21 protein-coding genes and 1 tRNA gene are annotated in these 22,010 nt (G+C 68.4%); 17 read left to right on the forward strand and 5 right to left on the reverse strand.

Translation table 11 applies throughout. The annotated features are described in order from the left end of the window. The first annotated feature begins 30 nt into the window (after nucleotides 1–30). Nucleotides 31–942 (forward strand): haloalkane dehalogenase, encoded by a 912-nt coding sequence (locus tag ACN27E_RS25465; protein ID WP_422745787.1) that lies wholly within the window; start codon nucleotides 31–33, stop codon nucleotides 940–942. A 30-nt stretch (nucleotides 943–972) separates the two neighbouring features. Here ACN27E_RS25465 and ACN27E_RS25470 read toward each other — a convergent pair whose 3' ends face one another. The 3 genes from ACN27E_RS25470 to ACN27E_RS25480 form a co-directional block, all read right to left on the reverse strand. Further along, the gene (locus ACN27E_RS25470) at nucleotides 973–1,389 is read right to left on the reverse strand and encodes a ChaB family protein (RefSeq protein ID WP_422750119.1); all 417 of its coding nucleotides are present in this window, start codon (nucleotides 1,387–1,389) and stop codon (nucleotides 973–975) included. A gap of 190 nt (nucleotides 1,390–1,579) precedes the next feature. Next, the gene (locus tag ACN27E_RS25475; RefSeq protein WP_422745789.1) at nucleotides 1,580–3,496 is read right to left on the reverse strand and encodes a DUF1214 domain-containing protein; all 1,917 of its coding nucleotides are present in this window, start codon (nucleotides 3,494–3,496) and stop codon (nucleotides 1,580–1,582) included. A 120-nt stretch (nucleotides 3,497–3,616) separates the two neighbouring features. Continuing rightward, nucleotides 3,617–3,692, reverse strand: a tRNA-Arg gene (locus ACN27E_RS25480). Nucleotides 3,693–3,793: 101 nt separating this feature from the next. On the opposite strand from ACN27E_RS25480, the gene argS reads away from it, so the two are divergent. The 6 genes from argS (at nucleotide 3,794) to rho (ending at nucleotide 12,515) form a co-directional block, all read left to right on the forward strand. Next, the gene (gene argS / locus ACN27E_RS25485) at nucleotides 3,794–5,446 is read left to right on the forward strand and encodes an arginine--tRNA ligase (protein ID WP_422745791.1); all 1,653 of its coding nucleotides are present in this window, start codon (nucleotides 3,794–3,796) and stop codon (nucleotides 5,444–5,446) included. 80 nt (nucleotides 5,447–5,526) lie between these two features. Continuing rightward, nucleotides 5,527–6,867, forward strand: a complete 1,341-nt coding sequence (gene lysA, locus ACN27E_RS25490; RefSeq protein ID WP_422750121.1) for a diaminopimelate decarboxylase — start codon at nucleotides 5,527–5,529, stop codon at nucleotides 6,865–6,867. Next, nucleotides 6,864–8,186 carry a homoserine dehydrogenase gene (locus tag ACN27E_RS25495; protein ID WP_422745792.1) on the forward strand — a complete coding sequence of 441 codons (1,323 nt, stop codon included), beginning with the start codon at nucleotides 6,864–6,866 and terminating at the stop codon, nucleotides 8,184–8,186. Before lysA ends, ACN27E_RS25495 begins: the two co-directional genes overlap by 4 nt. Beyond that, nucleotides 8,183–9,265 carry a threonine synthase gene (gene thrC, locus ACN27E_RS25500; protein WP_422745794.1) on the forward strand — a complete coding sequence of 361 codons (1,083 nt, stop codon included), beginning with the start codon at nucleotides 8,183–8,185 and terminating at the stop codon, nucleotides 9,263–9,265. Before ACN27E_RS25495 ends, thrC begins: the two co-directional genes overlap by 4 nt. An 11-nt stretch (nucleotides 9,266–9,276) precedes the next feature. Then, on the forward strand, nucleotides 9,277–10,221 hold the full coding sequence (thrB, locus tag ACN27E_RS25505) for a homoserine kinase (RefSeq protein ID WP_422745798.1): 945 nt from the start codon (nucleotides 9,277–9,279) through the stop codon (nucleotides 10,219–10,221). A gap of 290 nt (nucleotides 10,222–10,511) precedes the next feature. Then, nucleotides 10,512–12,515 carry a transcription termination factor Rho gene (gene rho, locus ACN27E_RS25510; protein ID WP_422745799.1) on the forward strand — a complete coding sequence of 668 codons (2,004 nt, stop codon included), beginning with the start codon at nucleotides 10,512–10,514 and terminating at the stop codon, nucleotides 12,513–12,515. A 53-nt stretch (nucleotides 12,516–12,568) separates the two neighbouring features. Here the strand turns inward: rho and ACN27E_RS25515 are convergent, their stop codons facing one another. Beyond that, the gene (locus tag ACN27E_RS25515) at nucleotides 12,569–13,183 is read right to left on the reverse strand and encodes a TetR/AcrR family transcriptional regulator (RefSeq protein ID WP_422745801.1); all 615 of its coding nucleotides are present in this window, start codon (nucleotides 13,181–13,183) and stop codon (nucleotides 12,569–12,571) included. A 146-nt stretch (nucleotides 13,184–13,329) separates the two neighbouring features. Between ACN27E_RS25515 and fadD1 the strand changes: the two genes are divergently transcribed. Then, nucleotides 13,330–14,916 carry a fatty-acid--CoA ligase FadD1 gene (gene fadD1, locus ACN27E_RS25520; protein ID WP_422745803.1) on the forward strand — a complete coding sequence of 529 codons (1,587 nt, stop codon included), beginning with the start codon at nucleotides 13,330–13,332 and terminating at the stop codon, nucleotides 14,914–14,916. Here the strand turns inward: fadD1 and ACN27E_RS25525 are convergent. After that, a complete protein-coding gene (locus ACN27E_RS25525; protein WP_422750122.1) occupies nucleotides 14,897–15,301 on the reverse strand; it encodes a MarR family winged helix-turn-helix transcriptional regulator in 405 nt (134 codons plus the stop codon). The genes fadD1 and ACN27E_RS25525 overlap by 20 nt on opposite strands. A gap of 94 nt (nucleotides 15,302–15,395) precedes the next feature. Here ACN27E_RS25525 and ACN27E_RS25530 point away from each other — a divergent pair, with 94 nt between their 5' ends. The 9 genes from ACN27E_RS25530 (at nucleotide 15,396) to ACN27E_RS25570 (ending at nucleotide 21,989) form a co-directional block, all read left to right on the forward strand. Beyond that, a complete protein-coding gene (locus tag ACN27E_RS25530) occupies nucleotides 15,396–15,989 on the forward strand; it encodes a maleylpyruvate isomerase family mycothiol-dependent enzyme (protein WP_422745805.1) in 594 nt (197 codons plus the stop codon). 120 nt (nucleotides 15,990–16,109) lie between these two features. Continuing rightward, nucleotides 16,110–16,352 (forward strand): 50S ribosomal protein L31, encoded by a 243-nt coding sequence (gene rpmE, locus ACN27E_RS25535; protein WP_422745806.1) that lies wholly within the window; start codon nucleotides 16,110–16,112, stop codon nucleotides 16,350–16,352. Nucleotides 16,353–16,430: 78 nt separating this feature from the next. Continuing rightward, nucleotides 16,431–17,492 (forward strand): peptide chain release factor 1, encoded by a 1,062-nt coding sequence (prfA, locus tag ACN27E_RS25540; protein WP_422745807.1) that lies wholly within the window; start codon nucleotides 16,431–16,433, stop codon nucleotides 17,490–17,492. Beyond that, nucleotides 17,489–18,355, forward strand: a complete 867-nt coding sequence (gene prmC / locus ACN27E_RS25545; protein WP_422745809.1) for a peptide chain release factor N(5)-glutamine methyltransferase — start codon at nucleotides 17,489–17,491, stop codon at nucleotides 18,353–18,355. Before prfA ends, prmC begins: the two co-directional genes overlap by 4 nt. Continuing rightward, complete coding sequence (locus ACN27E_RS25550; protein ID WP_422745810.1) at nucleotides 18,352–19,008, forward strand: L-threonylcarbamoyladenylate synthase; 657 nt, start codon at nucleotides 18,352–18,354, stop codon at nucleotides 19,006–19,008. The genes prmC and ACN27E_RS25550 overlap by 4 nt, the downstream gene beginning before the upstream one ends. Nucleotides 19,009–19,039: 31 nt before the next feature. After that, entirely contained in the window at nucleotides 19,040–20,215 is a 1,176-nt protein-coding gene (locus ACN27E_RS25555; protein ID WP_422750123.1) for a glycosyltransferase family 4 protein, read from the forward strand. Between the two features lie 253 nt (nucleotides 20,216–20,468). After that, on the forward strand, nucleotides 20,469–20,915 hold the full coding sequence (locus tag ACN27E_RS25560) for an ATP synthase subunit I (RefSeq protein ID WP_422745811.1): 447 nt from the start codon (nucleotides 20,469–20,471) through the stop codon (nucleotides 20,913–20,915). Further along, nucleotides 20,912–21,667 carry a F0F1 ATP synthase subunit A gene (gene atpB, locus ACN27E_RS25565; RefSeq protein WP_422745813.1) on the forward strand — a complete coding sequence of 252 codons (756 nt, stop codon included), beginning with the start codon at nucleotides 20,912–20,914 and terminating at the stop codon, nucleotides 21,665–21,667. Before ACN27E_RS25560 ends, atpB begins: the two co-directional genes overlap by 4 nt. A 76-nt stretch (nucleotides 21,668–21,743) precedes the next feature. Beyond that, the gene (locus ACN27E_RS25570; RefSeq protein WP_024449289.1) at nucleotides 21,744–21,989 is read left to right on the forward strand and encodes a F0F1 ATP synthase subunit C; all 246 of its coding nucleotides are present in this window, start codon (nucleotides 21,744–21,746) and stop codon (nucleotides 21,987–21,989) included. Nucleotides 21,990–22,010 lie beyond the last annotated feature (21 nt).

The raw sequence follows: 22,010 nt of genomic DNA on the forward strand, positions 1-22,010 counted from the left end.
GGTCAGGGCTGCCGTGGTGGTCTGGTGTGCGTGGACGTTCTCAGAACACCCGACGCACGATTCGCGAACTTGTCCGGATACCCGTTCGGTCCGCACTACCTCGACGTGACGGCGAGCGACACCGGACCGCTACGTATGCACTACGTCGACGAGGGGCCGGCTGACGGCCCACCGGTGGTGCTGCTGCACGGCGAGCCGACCTGGAGCTATCTGTACCGGTCGATGATCCCGCCGCTGGTCGCCGCGGGACGGCGTGTGCTGGCGCCCGATCTGATCGGGTTCGGCCGGTCGGACAAACCCACCCGCATTCAGGACTACACCTACCTTCGGCACGTCGAGTGGGTGAGGTCGTGGCTGGAGCAGGTTGATCTGCGTGACGTCACGCTGTTCGTCCAGGATTGGGGGTCGTTGATCGGTCTGCGGCTGGCGGCCGAGCAGGGCGACCGGATCGGCCGGATCATGGTGGCCAACGGCTTCCTGCCGACCGCGCGGCAGAGCACACCGTTGGCGTTCCACGTATGGCGCGCGTTCGCCAAGTACACCCCGGTGCTACCCGCCGGCCGGCTCGTCTCGGTCGGCACCGTCACCTCGATGTCCGCCGACGTCCGGGCGGGCTACGACGCACCCTTTCCCGACAAGGCCTATCAGGCGGGTGCCCGAGCGTTCCCGCTGCTGGTGCCGACGTCACCGCAGGATCCCGCGATTCCGGCGAACCGCGCCGCGTGGGATGCGCTGGGACGGTGGGAGAAGCCCTTCCTCGCCGTGTTCGGTGCCCGCGATCCGATCCTCGGTAAGGCCGATCGCCCGCTGATCGCGCACATCCCGGGTGCGGCCGGCCAGCCGCACGATCGCATCAACGGGAGCCACTTCGTGCAGGAGGACTGCGGTCCAGAGCTCGCGCAGCGCCTGCTGTCGTGGGAGGGCGATCGCACCTCCCGCTGAGCGCCCGAAGGCGCCCAGCACGGCGCGGGGTCAGCGGCGGCTGCTGGCGGTTTCGCGCCGATTGGCCTTCTTGATCGCCGACACCAGCTCGTCCTTCTTCATCGTCGACCGACCCTTGATGTCGAGCTTTCGCGCGACATCGACCAGATGCTTTTTGCTGGAGTTGGCGTTGACGCCTTCGGCGGTGGCACCACTGGCATCGGGTCCGCCGTCGCGGGCGCGTTCGTCCGACGGTCCTTTCTTGTCCTTCTTCTCCCAGTGGTCGCCGACCTTTTCGAACTTGTGCTTGAGCGCGCTATAGGCGACGCGGTGAGCTCGCTCACCGTCGCCGTACTCCTTGGCTGCGGCGTCGTGAGCCTTGGCGAATGTGCGCTGCGCCTTCTTCCCGGACTTCTGCAGAGTGCTCGGCAATTCGCTGATCCTGGGCTTGCCGCTCTTCTTCTTCATGATGGGCATGTGTCGCTCCCTCCTGAACCTTGGTCAGACATGAGGCCTGCCGAGATCTGATGAAGCAACAACGCTGAACAGTCGCTTGCCACAACCTCGGCAGCTCTCAAAGCAGTACCCGAGCATCGCCGGTAGGAAACGAGGGGACGCGACCGACTGGTCGCCGGAAACCCGGCGACATCGACGTTCGCTATGGCTGCGGATAAGGCGCCCAGCGGGTGTCGAAGCCGGCCATGCGTGCGGCGAGCTGTGCAGCGCGTTGGCTACCGGTGACGAAGGCGCCGGGTGCCAGGTGGTCGCGCAATTCCGCGTGTGTCAGCACGCGTTGGTCGAGAATCCGCGGCTCGCCGAGGGATTCGGCGCCGAGATCCTGGAACCGGATCGCGATGGCGCCCTGGTGCAGTCGGCCGGTGGAAACCCAGTTGGCCGCGCCGGGATCGGTCGGGGAGATCACGACGGTGTAGGTGCCGTCGTCGTTGCGCCGCGCCTGCTTGCTGTTCAGGCTCGTCGGCTGATCCCAGTAGTTGTCGGTGATGGTCCAGATGTTGTAGATGGGAACCACGAAATAACCGGCTCGGCCGGGATCGATCCGGAGGACAAGGGCCTGATCGTCGGCGAGTTGGAAGTGACCGTTGCTCTGCCGTTGGTTGGCAAGGAATTCGGCGTTGCTCGCCGGCTGGCTCACGGTGTTGACCGGTCGCGGCACTCCGGTTTCGGGATCCGTGGTCGCCAACGCCATGTACTTGGTCTGCTCGTTGGCGCCGCGTACCACCAGGATGGCGGCGGCGAAGAGACCGCGCACCACCGGTGGCAGATACGGCAGCGGGGGAACCAGAGACACCAGCGTGGTCAACAACGGATTCGCGCTGACCAGGTTCCCGAGGAACGCGAACCCGCCGATCTGGGCGAAGAGGCTGTCGGGTGGCCCGCCGACCCGGGTGATGGACAGGCTCATCGGAACTTCGGTGTTCCAGTCGCCCAACGTGTCTCGCGCTGCGATGATGGTTGAGCCGGGGGTGAGCTGCAGGTGGTTCCGGCGTCCGTTGGCGGGTTCCCTGCTCACGGTGATCACGAACGTCCCGTCTGCGTTGATCTCCAGCTCGTCGTAGGTCAGCAGCGACGACGTCGTCCCGGCAAGGCCTTCCAGCACGCTGAACGTCAACTCCGTGGGAATCTCAGCGCCGCCGGTGCGGTGGAACCGGCCGGCGATGACATATGACGAGGCGCCGTTGACGGCCATGAATCGGTAGATGGTGTCCGGGTTGTCGTAGAGGAGACGCGAACCCTGCACCGTTTGTCCGAACCACGTGTGCGGCGGGGCGACCTGGGTGATGACCGCGGGATTCATCGAGTCGAGTAGCTGTTGCTGGAAGGCCGCGGCCATCGCGTATTCGTCGACAGCCCGGTCCAGCGCCATCATGTTGTCGTCGTCGACGTGGCCGTAGCGGGCTCGGGCTGAGGCCAAGAATTGTTGGCGCAGAACATGTGTCATCAGTCTGACCGGTAGTGATTGCACCGTTTCGGTGGCCGTTCGCTCCGCCGCCAACTGCTCGGGCGTTGCGAGTGGGCTCACCCGGGGTGCGGTCACTTCTTCGGCCACCGGCCGGAGTTCTCGGCGCGCCCAGCCGAGTATTTCCGCGGGCGGGGGCGGTGGAGCAGGCGCGACCGGGTCGGCACTGGCCCGGGCGGTCGGCTTCGGGGACCGCGGAACCACCGGGTGCGAAGTGACCTCGTTGGTCGGCTCATCGACGACCCGAGCGGCGATCGACGGGACGGCGCGGGTCGGGAGGTCGGTCTGCGAGGGCTCGGCGGACGACTCGGGTGAGTCCTCGTCGCCGCTGCTGACCATCGATGCGCTGCGCCGGCGGTGGACGTCGCGGGGTCGATCGTCCTCATCGTCGGCGACTGCGCGGGTCGCACGTCCGGGCGCAGTCGAGGGGCCCGACAACGCCGGCTGGGAGTCTGTCGAGGTGCCGTCGGCGGAGACGCCGTCGTCCGCGCCGGCACAAGAAGGATTCATCGCGATCGCCGTGCCGATACCCAGCGCGACGGCCAGGCCGCCGATCGTGCCGATGACGCGTGCGTATCTGCCCGGCTGCACTGCCATCGCGGGAGTCCTCCCGTCAGAACCACACGAGGTCGGCACTCGCGTCAGCAGTCGACGGCCGGACCTTGCGTCACCGTATGACCTGACGGGGTGTGACGCAAGACACATTGCGATATTGCGTGGTGCCCCCGGCAGGATTCGAACCTGCGGCCTTCTGCTCCGGAGGCAGACGCTCTATCCCCTGAGCTACGGGGGCGCGTGATGCAACCGCGCCAGTTGGGCAGGCACAGCCTAGCGCATCCGGGCGGGGGTAATGGATTCGGGCGCTGACCACCCCAGACCATAGGATGGACCCCCGTGACACCCGCCGACCTCGCCGAGCTGCTCAGGACCACCGCCGCCGCGGTGCTCGCCGAGCACGACCTCGACTCCGCAGCGCTGCCCGCGACGGTCACGGTGGAACGTCCGCGTAACCCCGAGCACGGCGACTACGCGACGAACCTGGCCCTGCAGGTCGGCAAGAAGGCGGGCGCCAATCCGCGCGAGTTGGCCGGGTGGCTCGCCGATGCCCTGACCGCCGCCCCGGGCATCGCCTCGGCCGACGTGGCGGGCCCCGGTTTCGTCAACCTGCGCATCGAGGCGTCCGCGCAGAACGTCATCGTCGAGCAGATCATCACCGCCGGCGACGGTTACGGCGGTTCCGAGGAGATGGCCGGGCGCCGGGTCAACCTCGAGTTCGTCTCGGCCAACCCCACCGGCCCGATCCACATCGGCGGGACCCGGTGGGCCGCGGTCGGAGATGCGCTGGGACGGCTGCTGGCCACCCAGTCCGCGCTGGTGGTCCGGGAGTACTACTTCAACGACCACGGCGCGCAGATCGACCGCTTCGTGAACTCGCTGATCGCCGCGGCGAAGGGGGAACCCACCCCGGAGGACGGCTACGCCGGTGCCTACATCGGCGACATCGCCGCCCAGGTCCTCGCCCATGCTCCCGACGCGCTGGCCCTGCCCGACGACCAGATGCGCGAGACGTTCCGCGCCGTCGGCGTCGACCTGATGTTCAGCCACATCAAGACCTCGCTGCACGAATTCGGCACCGACTTCGACGTGTTCACCCACGAGGACTCGATGCACACCTCCGGCCGCGTCGACGAGGCGATCGCCAAGCTGCGCGAGACCGGTGCGATCTACGAGAAGGACGGCGCAACGTGGTTGCGCACCACCGATTTCGGCGACGACAAAGACCGGGTGGTGATCAAGAGCGACGGCAACCCGGCCTACATCGCCGGCGATCTGGCCTACTTCCTGGACAAGCGTCAGCGCGGGTTCGACCTGTGCATCTACATGCTCGGCGCGGACCACCACGGCTACATCGCCCGGCTCAAGGCCGCGGCCGCCGCACTCGGAGACGATCCCGACACCGTCGAGGTGCTGATCGGCCAGCTGGTCAATCTGGTGCGCGACGGCCAGCCGGTGCGGATGAGCAAGCGGGCCGGCACCGTCATCACCCTCGACGACCTCGTCGAGGCGATCGGGGTCGACGCGTCGCGCTACTCGCTGACCCGTTCCTCGGTGGACACCCCCATCGACATCGATCTCGCGCTGTGGTCGTCGGCGAGCAACGAGAATCCGGTGTACTACGTGCAGTACGCCCATGCCCGGCTGTCCGCGCTGGCGCGCAACGCCGCCGACCTGGGCATCGCCGCGAGCACCGGACACCTCGATCTGCTGACCCACGACAAAGAGGGCACGCTGATCCGCAATCTGGGTGAGTTCCCGCGGGTGCTCAAAGCCGCCGCCGCCCTGCGTGAGCCGCACCGTGTCTGTCGCTACCTCGAGGATCTCGCCGGGGACTATCACCGGTTCTACGATTCGTGCCGCGTCCTGCCGATGGGCGATGAGGATGCCGGCGACCTGCACTCGGCGCGGCTCGCGCTGTGTCAGGCCACCCGACAGGTGATCGCCAACGGTCTGGCGATCCTCGGTGTCAGCGCCCCGGAGCGGATGTGAACGCGCACCCCGCCGGCCCCCGCCACGCCGAAGAGGTCCAGCATGGCGGCGCGCCGCCGCGTCCGGTGAGCGTCGAGGAGATGCTCTCCCTGGCCCCGAATGTGTGGCCGCGCAACGCCCGTCGCGGCGACGACGGTGTGGTGTCCATCGCCGGCATCCGGGTCACCGACATCGCCGCCGAGTTCGGCACGCCGGTGTTCATCATCGACGAGGACGATTTCCGCTCGCGGTGCCGCGAGATCGCCGCCGCGTTCGGGGGCGGCGAGAACGTCCGTTACGCGGCCAAGGCGTTCCTGTGCAGTGAGGTGGTCCGCTGGATCGACCAGGAGGGTCTCGCCCTCGACGTCGCCAGCGGGGGAGAGCTGGCGGTGGCGTTGCACGCCGGCTTCCCGGCTGATCGGATCGCGTTGCACGGCAACAACAAATCGCCGGCCGAGCTTCAGCTGGCCGTCGCATCGGGTGTCGGACACGTGGTCGTCGACTCGACCATCGAGATCGAACGCCTCGACGAGATCGCCCGGGCGGCCGACGTGGTGCAGGACGTCCTGATCCGCGTGACCGTCGGCGTGGAGGCCCACACCCACGAGTTCATCTCGACCGCGCACGAAGATCAGAAGTTCGGCCTCTCGCTGGCCACCGGCGCTGCCCTCGACGCGGTCCGGCGGGTGTTCGCGACCGACAATCTGCGGCTGGTCGGTCTGCACAGCCACATCGGATCGCAGATCTTCGACGTCGCCGGCTTCGAGATCGCTGCCCGCCGGGTGATCGGGTTGCTGCGCGACGTCGTGGAGGAGTTCGGCGTCGAGAAGACCTCGCAGATGTCGACCGTCGACCTCGGTGGCGGACTGGGGATCTCGTATCTGCCGCACGACGACCCGCCGCCGATCGCCGAACTCGCCGCCAAGCTGACCACCATCGTGCATGACGAATCGGTCGCGGTCGGCCTGCCCACCCCGCGCCTGGTCGTCGAACCGGGCCGGGCGATCGCCGGGCCCGGCACCATCACCCTCTACGAGGTCGGCACGGTCAAGGACGTGGCCGTCTCGTCGACGCGACATCGGCGCTACATCAGCGTCGACGGCGGGATGAGCGACAACATCCGTACCTCGCTCTACGGTGCCGAATACGATGTACGGCTGATCTCGCGGCTCAGCGAAGCTGAACCGACCCTGAGTCGGGTGGTCGGAAAGCATTGCGAGAGCGGGGACATCGTCGTCCGGGACACCTGGGCGTCCGACGACGTCGGCCCCGGTGACCTGCTGGGGGTGGCGGCCACCGGCGCCTACTGCTATTCGATGTCGAGCCGTTACAACATGATCTGCCGTCCGGCGGTGGTGGCGGTGCGCGACGGGCGAGTCCGTCTGCTGCTGCGCCGCGAGACGGTCGAGGACCTGTTGAGTCTGGAAGTGAGTGGTCAATGAGTACACCCGAGAAGCAGATCGGCGTAGCAGTTCTGGGTCTGGGCAACGTCGGCAGCGAAGTGGTCCGCATCATCGAAGACAGTGCGGCCGACCTCGCCGCCCGCATCGGGGCGCCCTTGGTGCTGCGGGGCGTCGGCGTGCGCCGGGTCGCCGACGATCGCGGCGTGCCGGTATACCTGCTGACCGACAACGTCGAAGAGCTCGTGTCACGCGACGACGTCGACATCGTCGTGGAATTGATGGGTCCGGTCGAGCCGGCCCGCAAGGCCATCCTGTCGGCCCTGGAACAGGGCAAGTCCGTCGTCACCGCAAACAAGGCGCTGATGGCCCAGTCGACCGGTGAACTGGCCCAGGCCGCGGAATCCGCACGGGTGGACCTGTATTTCGAGGCGGCAGTGGCCGGCGCCATCCCGGTGATCCGTCCGCTCACCCAGTCGCTGGCCGGTGATTCGGTGCTGCGGGTGGCCGGCATCGTCAACGGCACCACCAACTACATCCTCTCGGCAATGAACGAGACCGGAGCCGACTACGCGGCCGCACTGGCCGACGCGAGCGCACTCGGCTACGCCGAGGCCGACCCCACCGCCGACGTCGAGGGCTACGACGCCGCGGCCAAGGCGGCGATCCTGGCTTCGATCGCGTTCCACACGCGGGTGACTGCCGACGACGTGTACCGCGAGGGCATCACCTCGGTGTCCGCGGAAGACTTCGAATCCGCCCGTGCGCTCGGCTGCACCATCAAGCTGCTGGCCATCTGCGAGCGCCTCACCACCGACGGTCAGGAGCGCGTGTCGGCGCGGGTGTATCCGGCCCTGGTGCCGCTGAGCCATCCGCTGGCGTCGGTCGGCGGGGCGTTCAACGCGGTGGTCGTCGAGGCCGAGGCCGCCGGTCGGTTGATGTTCTATGGGCAGGGTGCCGGTGGTGCTCCGACCGCATCGGCGGTGCTGGGCGATCTGGTGATGGCCGCGCGCAACCGCGTCCAGGGTGGACTGGGGCCGCGCGAGTCGAAATACGCGGCGCTGCCGGTGTCTCCGATCGGCTACATCCCGACCCGCTACTACGTGAGCATGAACGTCGCGGACCGCCCCGGCGTGCTGTCCGCGGTCGCCTCGGAGTTCGGCAAGCGTGAGGTCAGCATCGCCGAGGTGCGCCAGGAGGGGATGGTGGACGAGGGCGGTCAGCCGTGCGGTGCGCGCATCGTGGTCGTCACCCATCGGGCCACCGATGCCGCTCTGTCCGAAACCGTCTCCGCGCTCGGCGATCTGGACGTCGTGCAGAGCATCAACAGTGTGCTGCGCATGGAAGGAACCAACGAATGACCTCGCCCTCCGCGGCAGTGCACCGGCCCTGGCCGGGGCTCATCGAGGCCTACCGCGACCGCCTGCCGATCGGTGAGAACTGGAAGACGGTGACGCTGCTCGAAGGCGGCACGCCGCTGGTGTACGCGCCGCGGCTGAGCGAACAGACCGGGTGCACAGTGCATCTGAAGGTCGAGGGACTGAACCCGACCGGTTCGTTCAAGGACCGGGGCATGACCGTGGCGGTCACCGAGTCGGCGGCCCGCGGTCAGCAGGCGGTGCTCTGCGCGTCGACCGGCAACACCTCCGCCTCGGCCGCCGCGTACGCCGCGCGAGCCGGGATGACCTGTGCCGTCCTGATCCCGCAGGGCAAGATCGCGATGGGCAAGCTGGCCCAGGCCGTCATGCACGGCGCCCGGATCATCCAGATCGACGGCAACTTCGACGACTGCCTGGAGCTGGCGCGCAAGCTGACCGCTGACTTCCCGACCATCGCTCTGGTGAACTCGGTGAACCCGTACCGCATCGAGGGCCAGAAGACCGCGGCGTTCGAGATCGTGGACGCGCTGGGGACTGCCCCCGACGTGCACGCACTGCCCGTCGGCAACGCCGGGAACATCACGGCGTACTGGAAGGGATACACCGAATACCACCGCGACGGGCTGTCGGATCGGCTGCCACGCATGTTGGGCACCCAGGCCGCCGGCGCCGCGCCGCTGGTCTCCGGTGCACCGGTGAAGAATCCCGAGACCATCGCGACCGCCATCCGCATCGGCGCACCGGCCTCCTGGAATTCCGCGGTCGAAGCCCAGCAGGAGTCCGGTGGCCGGTTCCTGGCCGCCACCGACGAAGAGATCCTGGCGGCGTACCACCTGGTCGCTCGCAGTGAAGGGGTGTTCGTCGAGCCGGCGTCGGCGGCCAGTGTCGCCGGCCTGCTGAAGTCGATCGAGGACGGGTGGGTGGCGCGGGGTTCGACTGTGGTCTGCACGGTGACCGGCAACGGTCTCAAGGACCCCGACACCGCCCTCAAGGGCATGCCCGTCGTGACCGCCGTTCCGGTCGACCCGGTCGCGGTGGTCGCCGAACTCGGCCTGGTCTGACGGATCGCACCGTGACCCACCTCCTGCCCGCCGGACTCACCGCGTCGGCCCGCGTCGCCGCATCGAGCGCGAATCTGGGGCCGGGCTTCGACAGTCTCGGCCTGGCGCTGGGTCTCTACGACGACATCAGGGTGGACACCCTCGAAACCGGGCTCACCGTCGAGGTCGAGGGCGAGGGTGCCGGGCATGTGGCGCTCGACTCGTCCCATCTGGTGGTGCGTGCGATCGAAGCCGGACTGCGCGCGGCGGGTTGCCGGGCCGGCGGCCTGAGCGTGCGCTGCCGCAACGAGATCCCGCACTCACGCGGCCTCGGCTCGTCGGCCGCCGCCGTGGTCGGGGGTCTCGCCGTTGCCAACGGCCTTGTGGCGCAATCTGATTCGACGCCGTTGAGCGAGGCGGCGCTGGTGCAGCTGGCGTCGGAGTTCGAGGGTCACCCGGACAACGCCGCCGCCGCGGTCATGGGTGGTGCGGTGGTCACCTGGACCGAGGGCGCCGGACCGTCGGCCCGCTATGCCGCTGCGGCGCTGCGGCTGCATCCGGGTATCCACCTGTTCTCCGCGATTCCCCAGGTGAGGTCTTCGACCGCGGAGACTCGCGTGCTCCTGCCCGATCTCGTCGCGCACACCGATGCCCGCTTCAACCTGAGCCGCGCCGCGCTGCTGGTGGTGGCCTTGACCGAACGGCCCGACCTGCTGATGGCAGCGACCGACGACGTGTTGCATCAGCGGCAGCGCGGCCCGGCGATGCCCGCCTCGGCGGAATATCTGCGGCTGCTGCGCGGTTGTGGCGTGGCAGCGGTGCTGTCGGGGGCCGGACCTGCGCTATTGGCTCTGACTACGGCTCCGGGCCTGCCCGCACAAGCCCTCGAGTACGGCGCCGCCAACGGATTCGCCGTGCGGGAGATGAAGGTGGGCGAGGGTGTTCGTTGGACATCGGGTGTGACGATCGGGCACTGACCCGACACTCGACATCCTGTGGAGTGGGGTTTCTTGCTTCCGACACCCAGGCGGGTTATCCTCGGCAACGTCCAGCAATCGCAGCGGCTCTGCCTGCGCCGACACTAGGACGACCACTCATCTCTCCCGTGTTTCACTCGTGGACTGACGGTTCGCCTCATCGTGGCGATTCCCGTCGATCACCGTTGCAGAGGCGACGGTGGGTACTTCGCGTTCAGCGGATTGGTTGAACGCCGAAGCATCTTGGAACCCTCGCACCACGCAATCGGCGAGGGAAAGAAAGGAAATCCGTGACCGATACGGACCTCGTCACGGCCGACAGCGCCGAACGCGACCTGCCGACCCCCGTGACCACCGATGTGGCGGGCGCACCTGCCGTCGAGCCGCAGGCCGCGGAGACGGCCCCCACCGCGGACGTCGCCTCCGGTGATCGTGCCCGGCGGCCCTCGTTGACCTCGATGGTGCTGCCCGAACTGCGGGCCATGGCCAAGCAGATCGGGGTGGAAGGCGCCTCCGGTATGCGCAAGAGCGAGCTCATCGCGGCGATCCGCGAGCGCCGGGAGGGCGCCGGCTCGCAGCCGACCGCCCCGGCCGAGCCCGCCGCTGCCCAGAGCGCGCCCGCGCAGAGCGCAGCCGACGCCGCCCCGCAGACCCCGCCGCGCCGTGAGCGTCGTGGCTCCGCCCGCCGGGCCGGTGCGCCCGAGGCCGGCAATGCCGGCGCCGGCGAAGCCCCCCAGGCCGCGCCCGAGGCCGCCGACGCGTCCGCTCCCGAGCGCGCGCACCAGGAGAAGCCGGCCGACGACGAACCCAAGGGTGACCGCGGACAGCGGCGCTCCGACGACCAGTCCGACAACAGGTCGGACAGCAACAAGTCCGACAACAACAAGTCGGACAACAGGTCGGACAACAACAAGTCGGACAACAGGAACGACGGCGGCGACCGGCAGCGCGACGACCAGCAGGGTCGCAACAACCGCGGTAACGCCAACAACAACAACGCCAACAACAATGACGACGACGACGATGGCGACGGTCGCCAGGGCCGGCGCGGACGTCGATTCCGGGACCGGAGGCGCCGCGGTGAGCGCGGCGGCGAGGGCGGCGGGGGTAACGACCGCGACGCCGAACTGCGCGATGACGACGTCGTTCAGCCGGTCGCGGGCATCCTCGACGTCCTCGACAACTACGCATTCGTCCGGACCTCCGGATATCTGGCCGGGCCCAACGACGTCTACGTCTCGATGAACATGGTGCGTAAGAACGGTCTGCGCCGCGGCGACGCGGTCACCGGTGCGGTCCGTGTTCCGAAGGAGGGCGACGGCGGCGGTCAGAACTCGCGCCAGAAGTTCAACCCGCTGGTTCGGCTCGACACCGTCAACGGTGGTCCGGTCGAGGCGGCCAAGAACCGCCCCGAATTCGGCAAGCTCACCCCGCTGTACCCGAATCAGCGCCTACGCCTCGAGACCAGCACCGAGAAGCTGACCACTCGCGTGATCGACCTGATCATGCCGATCGGCAAGGGACAGCGTGCCCTGATCGTGTCGCCGCCCAAGGCCGGTAAGACGACGATCATGCAGGACATCGCCAACGCGATCACCCGCAACAACCCCGAGTGCCATCTGATGGTGGTGCTGGTCGACGAGCGCCCCGAAGAAGTCACCGACATGCAGCGTTCGGTCAAGGGTGAGGTCATCGCCTCCACCTTCGACCGGCCGCCCTCAGACCACACCCAGGCCGCCGAGCTGGCCATCGAACGGGCCAAGCGGCTGGTGGAGCAGGGCAAGGACGTGGTCGTGTTGCTCGACTCGATCACCCGCCTCGGCCGCGCCTACAACAACGCATCACCGGCGTCGGGTCGCATCCTCTCCGGTGGTGTCGACTCGACCGCGTTGTACCCGCCGAAGCGGTTCCTCGGTGCGGCGCGCAACATCGAGGACGGCGGATCGCTGACGATCATCGCCACCGCGATGGTCGAGACCGGTTCGACCGGTGACACGGTGATCTTCGAAGAGTTCAAGGGCACCGGCAACGCCGAGCTCAAGCTCGACCGCAAGATCGCCGAGCGCCGGGTATTCCCCGCGGTAGACGTCAACCCCTCGGGTACCCGCAAGGACGAGCTGCTGCTCTCGCCGGATGAGTTCGCGATCGTGCACAAGCTGCGCCGGGTGCTGTCCGGACTCGACAGTCACCAGGCCATCGACCTGTTGATGAGCCAGCTGCGCAAGACCAAGAACAACTACGAGTTCCTGGTGCAGGTGTCCAAGACCGCACCCGGCTCGGCCGACAGCGACTGATTCTGTGCGAGCAGACGCAAAGGCCCCCGCACGCCCGGCGTGTCGGGGGCCTTTTACGTCTGCTCGGCCGTGGGATCGGCCTGCAGACCCGGCATGACGTAGCGCCGCACCTGCCGCAGCAGAGCGGCCGCGTCTGCCGGGTCCAGGGTGTCGCCCGGCACCGTTGCCAGCGAAATCAGCACCCGCGCAACCCATTCCGAGGCTTCCGGGATGTCCGTCGCCGGGTGGATCTCGCCGCGCTCGCGTGCGGCGAGTAGATACCGGCTCCAGAATTGAGCGAGGTCGGGTACCAGGCCCTGCACCCCGGCGCCGGCGCAGGCGGTGAACTCGTCGGGTTCTGCCAGTCGTAGCCTCATCAGCAGTGCACCCGGATCGTCATAGGCGCTGCGGCCGTGCCGGATGCCCGCCGTGATCTGGGCGTCCAGTCCCGATATCTGCTCGAGCATGGCGTGCGCTTCCGACCAGTACGCCTCGTTCAGGCGCACGATGGCCGCCCCGAGCAGCGTCACCTTGTCCGGGAAGTGCCGGTAGAGCCAGCCGCGCGATACGCCGGCCGCCTCAGCCACCTCCGAGACCGTCGTCGCGCGGATCCCCTTGCTGCGCAGACACTCTTCGGCGGCGTCGATCAACCGGTCGCGGACCGACCGTGTGGGCGTGGTTGCCGGCACCGGTGTGCCACCTCCTCGGGCATTTCGCCGCGGAACGGCCGCGGTCACTGCATTCTGCCAAGCAGAGCACCGGTGCGGTGACACAGGACAACGTGGTAGACAGATCGTCAAATCTGTTTACTCCGTCGAATCGAGGTGGCCTGCCGATGCCGGAGACGCTGCAGCAACTGCTTCGCGAGCGCGCCGATGCCGACACCGTCGCGGTGCGCTACGGCGACGCGAGCTGGACCTGGCGCGAGCACGTGGCCGAGGCATCCCGGCAGGCGGCGGCACTGATCGGCGCGGCCGACCCGGCGCGACCGCTGCACGTCGGCGTGCTGCTGGGCAATACCCCGGACATGCTGACCGCGCTCGCCGCGGCCGCGCTGGGCGGCTACGTGCTGTGCGGGATCAACACCACGCGCCGCGGCGACGCGCTGGCCCGCGACATCGCCCGGGTGGACTGTCAGCTTCTCGTGGTCAACGCCGAACACCGACACCTGATCGAGGGTCTGGACCTGCCCGGCGTCACCGTCCTCGACACCGGCTCCGACGCATGGATGACGCGTCTGGCGGCCGCCCCGGCGCTGACCCCGCACCGCGAGGTCGGGGCCGACGACACCTTCATGATGATCTTCACCTCGGGTACCAGCGGAGAACCCAAGGCCGTGCAGGTGCCGCATGCGATGGTGCTGTTCGCGGGCAGCGCCCTGGTCGACCGCTACGGTCTGACCAGCGACGATGTGTGCTATCTGGCGATGCCGCTGTTCCACTCGAACGCCGTGTACGCCGGGTGGAGCGTCGCGGTCGGGGCGGGTGCGGCGATGGCGCCGGCGTCCTTCTCGGCATCCCGGTTCCTGACCGACATCCGGCACTACGCCGCCACCTACATGAACTACGTCGGCAAGCCGCTGGCCTACATCCTGGCGACGACGGAGAAGCCCGACGACCACGACAATCCGCTACGCATCGCCTTCGGCAACGAAGCCGCCGACCGCGACATCGACGCGTTCGCCCGGCGGTTCGACTGCACCGTCTGGGACGGCTTCGGCTCGACCGAGACGGCCGTCATCATCACCCGGCCCGACGACTGCCCGGTCGGTTCGATCGGCCGGGGCTTCCCCGGCGTTGCGATCTACGACCCCGAGACCGTCAAAGAATGCGACATCGCGCGCTTCGACGAGAACGGCGCGCTCGCCAATCCCGACGCCGCGATCGGAGAGCTGGTCAACACCGCAGGCGGCGGTCTGTTCAAGGGGTATTACAACGACGACGGCGCCACCGACGACCGGATGCGCCACGGCATGTACTGGTCGGGCGACCTGGCCTACCGCGACGCCGACGGCTGGATCTACCTGGCCGGCCGCACCGCGGACTGGATGCGCGTCGACGGGGAGAACCTCACCGCGGCGCCGATCGAACGGATCCTGCTGCGGCTGCCGGCGATCAACCGCGTCGCGGTGTACCCGGTGCCCGACGACCTGGTCGGTGATCAGGTGATGGCGGCTGTCGTGCTCCAGGACGACGCGAAGCTGACCGCCGCGGAGTTCGGTGAATTCCTTGCCGAGCAGCCGGACCTCTCGCCCAAGGCGTGGCCGCGCTACCTCTGGGTGGCCGACGATCTGCCGAGCACCGCGACCAACAAGATCCTCAAGCGCGAACTCGTCGCCCTGGGTGTGCAACCGCGCGGGCGGGTGATCTGGAAGCGCGACCGCGCGGGTGTCTACCGGGACCTCAGCGGTACGGATCGGTGATCTCGCGCAGCGACAACAGCGCCTCGCGCAATTCGGCGAATGCCACTGCGCCGAGCCGTCGCCGCCACTGCGTCTCCACCGCGGTCACCTCGGCCGCCGCCGCGGCGCACAGCCGCTGACCCCGCTCGCTGAGCAGGATCAGCCGGGCGCGGGCGTCCACCGGATCCGGGTGGCGAGTCACATACCCGTTGCGCTCGAGTTCGTCGAGCAGACCGCCTGCGGTCTGCTTGGTCACCCCGGCCTCGTCGGCGAGGTCGGTGATGCGGATCCCCGCCGGCCGCAGTCGCTGCGCCAGGCGGCACTGCGCAAGCGTGAGATCCGCGAACCCGTCGGTCCGCAGTGCTTTCAGCACCTGCGCTTCCGCCGCCCGGTATGCGATGAACATCAGGTTCGCCGTCGAGGGTCCGTCGGTCACAGCCTTGACTTTAGTACGGCTTCCTGTCTAACTAGACAGGAAGCCTGACTATGGGGGAGGCGTGGTGCGATCCGACGACGAGATCTGGACACACATCGACGCGCAGCGTGCCGCGCTGGCCGACCTGCTGGCCACGCTGACCGCCGACCAATGGGCGGCCCCGTCGCTGTGTCCGGGGTGGGCGGTACGCGACGTCACCGCGCATCTCACCCACTCGACGATGAGCTGGCCGCGGATGGGGTGGGAAGCGGCGCGGTCGGGGTTGCGCTTCAACGCGATGTTGGCGCGGCTGGCGCGCACGGATCCGCGGACGCCCGACCAGCTCGTCGCCGCCATCCGCGCGATGGCCGGCGTGCGACGCCGACCGCCCGGGACGGCGGTGGCCGACCCGCTGACCGACGTGCTGGTGCACGGTCAGGACATCGCCGTGCCGATCGGTGTCGATCTGCCCATGCCGACCACGCCGGCCGTCCTGGCCGCCGAGCGGCTGTGGGAGATGGGCTTCCCGTTCCACGCCCGCAGACGTTTCGCCGGATACGCGCTGCAGGCCACCGACGCCGACTTCCGCCGCGGCGCCGGGGCACCGTTGACGGGGCCGATCCGCGACATCGTATTGGCCCTGTCCGGACGGAATAGTCGCCTGGAGGCCGGCGTTTAGGCTGACAGCGGTCGTCCTGGCATAATCGATCGCTAGTCACACCCTCGGTTCCGGTTCACGTCCGATCCTGCCCACGCATGGACGGGCGACCCGGCGGCCACCTATCGAAGAGGACCAGCAATGAAGACGGGTATTCACCCCGATTACGTCGACACCACTGTGGTGTGCGGCTGCGGCAATACGTTCACCACGAAGAGCACCAAGCAGAGCGGCCAGATCAACGTCGAGGTCTGCTCGCAGTGCCATCCGTTCTACACCGGCAAGCAGAAGATCCTCGACAGCGGCGGCCGCGTCGCCCGCTTCGAGAAGCGCTACGGCAAGCGCAAGTCCGCCGGCGCCGAGAAGTCCGCAGCCGACAACTAGCTACCAGTCCGACGCCCGATCTGCCGCCGTGTGCGCAGGCCGGGCGTCGGTTTGCGTTTCGGGAAGGAGGTCGTCGCGATGACCGCGATCGACACGCTGCTCGCCGAGCACGCCGACCTGGAGGCGCAGCTCGCCGACCCTGCGCTGCACGCCGACGCGGCCCGCGCCCGACGGGTGGGCCGGCGGTTTGCGCAGCTCGCGCCCGTCGTCGCCACGCACCGCAAGCTCGAGTCGGCCCGCGGCGACCTCGAGGCGGCTCGCGAGTTGGCCGCCGACGACAAATCCTTCGCCGCGGAGGTCCCCGAGCTCGAGGCGCAGGTCGACCAGCTCGAGACGCAGCTGTCGGATCTGCTCGCCCCGCGCGACCCGCACGACGCCGACGACATCGTCCTCGAGGTCAAGTCGGGGGAGGGCGGAGAGGAGTCCGCGCTCTTCGCCGCCGACCTGGCCCGGATGTACACCCGGTACGCCGAACGGCACGGGTGGACCGTGTCGCTGCTCGGCGAGACCTACTCCGACCTGGGCGGCTACAAGGACGCCACGCTGTCCATCCGCAGCAAGGGCGACTCGGCCGACGGTGTCTGGTCCCGGCTGAAATTCGAGGGCGGTGTGCACCGGGTGCAGCGCGTTCCGGTCACCGAATCGCAGGGCCGGGTCCACACGTCGGCGGCCGGCGTCCTCGTCTATCCCGAAACGGACGAGGTCGAGGAGGTCCGGATCGACGAATCGGACCTGCGGATCGACGTCTACCGATCCTCGGGTAAGGGCGGGCAGGGCGTGAACACCACCGATTCCGCCGTGCGCATCACCCATCTGCCGACCGGCATCGTCGTCACCTGTCAGAACGAGCGCTCCCAGTTGCAGAACAAGGCCCGCGCGATGCAGGTGCTCGCCGCCCGGCTGCAGGCGCTGGCCGAGGAACAGGCTCAGGCCGACGCCTCGGCGGACCGGGCCAGCCAGATCCGCACCGTCGACCGCAGCGAGCGGATCCGCACCTACAACTTCCCCGAGAACCGCATCGCCGATCACCGCATCAATTTCAAGTCGCACAACCTCGACCAGGTCCTCGACGGGGACCTCGATCCGTTGTTCGACGCGCTGGCCGCCGCCGACAAGCAGGCCCGACTGCAACGCGCATGACGACCCTGCGCCGGTTGATCGACGACGCCGCGGCGGCGCTTGCCGACGCGGGCGTCGGCTCGGCCCGGGTGGACGCCGAGTTGCTGGCCGCGCACGCCGCCGGCACCGATCGCACGCGCCTGGGCCTGCTCACCGGACCTAACGATCTACCCGCCGACTTCCCTGCCCGCTACGACGGCCTGGTGGCCGAGCGGGCCAGGCGGATCCCGCTGCAACATCTCGTCGGCACCGCCGCGTTCGGCCCCGTCGAGGTCGCGGTGGGCCCCGGGGTCTTCGTCCCGCGGCCCGAGACCGAGGCCCTGCTCGAATGGGCCATGGGGCTGACCCTTCCGTCGGATCCGGTGATCGTGGACCTGTGCACCGGGTCGGGTGCGCTGGCCCTCGCGCTGGCCACCCACCGACCGGCGGCTCGTGTCATCGCCGTGGACGATTCGCCGGCCGCCTTGGGCTACGCCCGCCGCAACCTCGACGGCACCGGTGTCGAACTCGTGGACGCCGACGTCACCTCCCGCGGCCTGATGCCCGAGTTGGACTCGGCTGTGGATGTGCTCGTCGCGAACCCGCCCTACATTCCCGACGGTGCCGCCCTGCCACCCGAAGTGACCGACCACGACCCGGCGCATGCGCTATTCGGCGGGCCCGACGGTATGACGGTCATCGAGGCGATCGCCGCGCTGGGCAAGCGCTGGCTCCGAGCCGGTGGTCGGTGCGCCGTCGAGCACGACGACACCACCTCGGCGCAGACCGTCGAGGCATTCGTCCGGATCGGCGGCTTCGGCGACGTCACCCCGCGACGGGATCTGACCGGCCGGCCCAGGTTCGTCACCGCCACCCGCCGCGACACGGAGGTTCAGATGCCATGACCGAACTCTTCGACTGCACCGACGCCGACCAGCGGGCCACCGGCATCGCCTCGGCCGTCAGCGCACTCAAGGGCAGCCGGCTGGTCGTGCTGCCCACCGACACCGTGTACGGTCTCGGCGCCGACGCCTTCGACAGCGAAGCCGTCGCCGCGCTGCTGGCGGCCAAGGGCCGCGGCCGGGATATGCCGGTGCCCGTGCTCGTCGGTTCGTGGCACACCATCGACGGCCTCGTCTACACCGTGCCCAACACCGCGCGGGAGCTGATCGAGGCGTTCTGGCCCGGGGCGTTGAGCCTCGTGGTCCGGCAGGCGCCGTCGCTGCAGTGGGATCTCGGCGACGCGCACGGAACGGTCATGCTGCGTATGCCACTGCATCCGGTCGCCATCGAACTGCTCCGGGAAGTCGGTCCGATGGCGGTCTCCAGCGCCAACATCTCCGGCCGGCCCGCCGCCGTCACGGCAGCAGAGGCCCGCGACCAGCTCGGTGACCTGGTCGAGGTGTACCTCGACGCCGGCCCGTCCGAACAGCAGGCCGCGTCCACCATCGTCGACCTCACCGGTGTGCACCCGCGCATCCTGCGCACGGGACCGATCGGCGCCGACGCCGTCGCCGAGGTCCTCGGCGTCAACGCCGAGAGTCTGCTCACCGATTGAGCACGGTCCAGTGCAGTAGCGTCACGCGGTGATGGATGTCCTTGCGCTGTCCGATCGCGGCACCGGTGTGCCGCTGCGCGAGCTCGCCCTGGTCGGATTGACCGCCGCGATCATCACCTACTTCGCGACCGGGTGGGTGCGTGCGCTGGCGACCCGCCTCGGGGCGGTGGCCTACCCCCGGGAACGCGACGTCCACGTCCAGCCGACGCCGCGGATGGGCGGGCTCGCCATGTACATCGGGGTGGCGGCGGCGGTGCTGCTGGCGTCGCAGCTACCCGCGCTCACCCGCGGTTTCGTCTACTCCACGGGCATGCCCGCGGTGGTCGTCGCGGGCGGCCTCATCATGGTGATCGGATTGATCGACGACCGCTGGGGTCTCGACGCGCTGACCAAGTTCGCCGGTCAGATCACCGCGGCCAGCGTGCTGGTCACCATGGGTGTCGCGTGGAGTGTGCTCTACATCCCGATCGGCGGCGTCGGCACGATCGTGCTCGACCAGGTCTCGTCGATCCTGCTGACGTTGGCGCTCACGGTCGCCATCGTCAACGCCATGAACTTCGTCGACGGCCTCGACGGCCTGGCCGCCGGGCTCGGGCTGATCACCGCGTCGGCGATCTGCATCTTCTCCATCGGACTGTTACGCGATCACGGCGGCGACGTGCTGTTCTATCCGCCGGCCGTCATCTCGGTGGTGCTGGCCGGGGCGTGTCTGGGTTTCCTGCCGCACAATTTCCACAAGGCCAAGATCTTCATGGGCGACTCGGGATCGATGCTGATCGGGCTGATGCTCGCCGCGGCGTCGACCACCGCCGCCGGACCGATCTCGCAGACCGCCTACGGCGCCCGCGACGTGTTCGCGTTGCTCTCGCCGTTCTTGCTGGTCGTCGCCGTCATGTTCGTCCCCGCACTGGACATGCTGCTGGCCATCATCCGGCGCACCCGCGCGGGGTTGAGCCCGTTCAGCCCCGACAAGATGCACCTGCATCACCGGTTGCTGGAGATCGGGCACTCGCACCGCCGCGTCGTGCTGCTGATCTACCTGTGGGTGGGCATCGTCGCGCTGGGGGCGGCCAGCACCATCTTCTTCGACCCCCGCTACACCGGGGCAGTGATGGCCGCGGCGATTCTGGTCGCGATCGTGGTGACGCTGATACCGCTCGTGAGGCGGCGCAACGAGCCCTCCGAGCCGATGTACGACAAAAAGTAGTAGGTCCGGTTTAGGGCCGCCTACCATGTGGTACGGTGCTGCTAGAACCCAGCCAAGACCCGAAACCTGAACCTCGCGGGTTGCCGGCCACCGGCCCATCGGAGTACCGATCGGTGCCGAATCAGACCGACAAAAGGGAGCTACCCCTTGGGTGATTCCAGCGAGCGATACGCGCTCCGATACTCTCGGACAGGTTGCTCACAGGTACACCGGGATCAGCTCCTCCACACAACCGCGGGATTGAGGTGAAGTCGTGACGACGCCAGCGCAGGACGCGCCGTTGGTGTTGCCCGCAGTCGCTTTCCGACCGGTGCGCCTACTCGTCATCTGTGTACTGCTGGCCGCCGCCGCAGCGGTGGCCGCCACCCTGCTCGGTTATCCGATGGTGGCGCTGTTCTTCGCGATCGGGCTCGGGCTCGGTCTGCTCAACGCCGTGATGATCCAGCGCTCCGTGCTGTCGATCACCGCCAAGGACCACCCGCTCAAGCGGAACATGGCCATGAACTCGGCCACCCGCCTGCTGATCATGACCGTGATCGGCCTGACCATCGCCTACATCTTCAAACCGCAGGGCCTCGGTGTGGTCTTCGGAATGGCGCTCTTCCAGGTCATCCTGGTCGCCTCCACGACCCTGCCGGTGGTGAAGAAGCTCAAAGCACAAGCAGCTGACGGACTCGAAGGAGAGACCCCCCAGCAATGACCGAGACCATCCTCGCCGCCGAAGGTGGCATCGAAGTCGGCCATCACACCGAGGCCCACTGGTTCGGGCTGACGGTCAACACCGACACCATCCTCTCCACCGCGATCGCCGCGGCGATCGTGCTCGGCCTGGCGTTCTTCCTGCGGGCCAAGGTCACCTCGACCGGCGTTCCCAACGGGGTGCAGTTGTTCTGGGAGGCGCTGACCGTTCAGATGCGCAACCAGATCGAGAGCGCGATCGGCATGCGGGTCGCCGGCTTCGTGCTGCCGCTGGCGGTCACGCTGTTCGCGTTCATCCTGATCGCCAACTGGCTGTCGGTGCTGCCGGTGCAGTACTCCGACGAGACCGGCATCCACGAGCTGCTCAAGCCCGCGGCATCCGACATCAACTTCGTGCTCGCCTTGGCGCTGTTCGTGTTCATCGCCTACCACGCGGCCGGCTTCTGGCGCCGTGGCGTGCTGGGTCACCCGAAGAAGCTGCTGAAGGGCCACGTCGCGGTGCTGGCCCCGATCAACCTGGTCGAGGAACTCGCCAAGCCGATCTCGCTGTCCCTGCGACTCTTCGGCAACATCTTCGCCGGCGGCATCCTGGTCGCTCTGATCGCGCTGTTCCCGCCGTGGATCATGTGGGCGCCCAACGCCATCTGGAAGAGCTTCGACCTGTTCGTCGGCGCCATCCAGGCGTTCATCTTCGCCCTGCTGACCATCCTGTACTTCAGCCAGTCGATGGAACTCGACGAAGATCACCACTGATCCCACAGACGAACCGAAAACAACCGCTCGACCCACGTCCTGGTAGTCCGACTACCAGTTATCAAGGAGGATAAAGATGGATCCCACTATCGCGGCCGGTGCCCTCATCGGCGGTGGACTGATCATGGCCGGTGGCGCCATCGGTGCGGGTATCGGCGACGGTATCGCCGGTAACGCCCTGATCGCCGGCATCGCCCGGCAGCCCGAGGCCCAGGGTCGGCTGTTCACACCGTTCTTCATCACGGTCGGTCTGGTCGAGGCCGCCTACTTCATCAACCTGGCCTTCATGGCGCTGTTCGTCTTCGCCACCCCGGTCGGCTAAGTCAGTTTGGAATCTTCAGTC

The sequence above is a fragment of the Mycobacterium sp. WMMD1722 genome, from assembly GCF_049315205.1.
Classification (GTDB): domain Bacteria; phylum Actinomycetota; class Actinomycetes; order Mycobacteriales; family Mycobacteriaceae; genus Mycobacterium.